Here is a 1,932-nt window from a genome sequence, read left to right as displayed (position 1 = left end):
AATCAAATAATCACTATAAAGATCAAGCATATCCATTTAATTCCCTCCCTAAAATTAAGGGCGGAATTCTAATGCTTTTTAGTCAAACTACAAGTTTATGTGCGTAACATGAGTTACTAAGGTAAGTAAATTACTTCCCTCGCCATATTCAGTAGCTGTTCGTTGAGGGACGGTACCAGGATTAAAATCAGGATCCCCGCCTAACTGGTTAATTCGTTCGGCAATCATCATCATATGACGCTCTTCATCCAAAGCATGCTCTTCAAATTCTGCTACCACTTGAGGTTTATCAATCCCTTTAGCTATTATTTGATGATGACGATAGCGTAATACACACATAATCTCAGTAGCCAAGGCAGCATTTAAATGTTTACAGGCTTCATCAATGTTAAGGGGATAATCTTTAGTTACCGCCCCTCTATCTAAAGACTCTTCTGCTTGCTGTTTAATTTGGTCTAAATTGTAGGGTAATTTGTTTTCTGAAAGCATGTTGTTTCTCCTTAAACTTAGAGCTAAGAATCATTCTCTGAGAATTTTAATTGCTTATTGTTAGTCTAGACTAATGCAAATAAAATACAATTCGATCAAAGTAATGACTCTCATTTTAATTTCTCTTCAATAATAACTGTAACTCCGGCCACGAAAAGCAATTGAGCACATCCTTCTTTTCTAACCATCCTCTTCGGGCCTGGTAAATACCTAATTGCATATAATTCAATTGCTGGATAGCATGAGCATCGCTTGAAATTGCAACTTTTACTCCGATATCCTTGGCTAATTTGCAGTAGTGGTCATTAATATCCAAACGGTACGGTTGGGCATTTAATTCTAGGTAGCAGCCTCTATCTTTTGCAGCGAGTAAAATTTTTTCTATGTTAATCGGATAAGGTGGGCGAGATTTAAGTAAACGTCCGGTCGCATGTCCTAAAATATTGAAATAAGGATTGTCCATTGCTCTAATAATTCGCTCCGTTTGCTGTTGCTCAGGAAGCTTAAATTTGGAATGGATTGAACAGACTCGTAGATCCAGCTCTTTTAATACCTCGTTAGATAAATCCAAAGCTCCATCTTCCAGGATATCGACCTCTATGGATTTAAGTATCTTAAAAGAGGGATATAAAAGATTTAATTCGTTGATTTGATCAATTTGTTTCAGCAGACGCTCCTCGTTTAAACCATTGGTAATGCTTAATCGCTTAGAATGATCGGTAATTGCAAAATATTCATAACCTTTTTCAATTGCGGCTACTATCATTCGCTCTAAGGGTTCTTTACCATCCGTTTCGTTAGTATGCGAATGTAGATCTCCCTTTATATCGTCTAATTCAATCAGTGGTGGTAGGCAATTTTTCTCGGCTGCTTTAATTTCATCACGAGCCTCTCTTAATTCTGGCTCGATATACCCTAAACCTAAAGCATTATAGATTTCATGCTCGTCGGAACCAGCCTCATAAATCTTATCTTTGAATAAACCCTTTTGATTTAAAATAAACCCTTGTTCTTTGGCATAATCCTCTAATTGTTTTACATGTTCAGTTGAACCAGTATGATAAATTAAACCACTTCCTTTGTTTTCTAAGCCCACCTTAATAAGTTGCAAATTAATTCCGGTTTTTAAAGATAGAGTTATATCCCTGTCTGTTTCAGCAACAATATTAATGACCCCATGAAATCGTTTTACATAATCAGCAACACGCTTAAAATTCTTAGTTAGAACTAAAAAACAAAACTCCGAAAACGTTTCTTGTCTGCGACGAAAGGCCCCACAGGATTCTACCCACTCCACCTCGGGTAATTGATTTAAATAATCCATTAATAACTCATGTTACGCACATAAACTTGTAGTTTGACTAAAAAGCATTAGAATTCCGCCCTTAATTTTAGGGAGGGAATTAAATGGATATGCTTGATCTTTATAGTGATTATTTGATT

Annotated in this window: 2 protein-coding genes; both read right to left on the bottom strand. The window is 36.1% G+C overall.

Features of this window, described 5'->3' with window-relative positions:
* Positions 1-87 precede the first annotated feature (87 nt).
* Positions 88-489 (bottom strand): ferritin-like domain-containing protein, encoded by a 402-nt coding sequence (locus ELY15_RS15410; protein ID WP_127101590.1) that lies wholly within the window; start codon positions 487-489, stop codon positions 88-90.
* A gap of 115 nt (positions 490-604) precedes the next feature.
* Positions 605-1,813: a DNA polymerase/3'-5' exonuclease PolX gene (locus ELY15_RS15405; protein ID WP_127101588.1), complete on the bottom strand. Its 1,209-nt coding sequence runs from the start codon at positions 1,811-1,813 to the stop codon at positions 605-607.
* Positions 1,814-1,932 lie beyond the last annotated feature (119 nt).

The sequence above is a fragment of the Legionella sp. km772 genome, from assembly GCF_003989735.1.
Lineage (GTDB): Bacteria > Pseudomonadota > Gammaproteobacteria > Legionellales > Legionellaceae > Legionella.
Note: the sequence above shows the minus strand (reverse complement) of the source record. Positions and strands in the feature narration are given on the sequence as shown.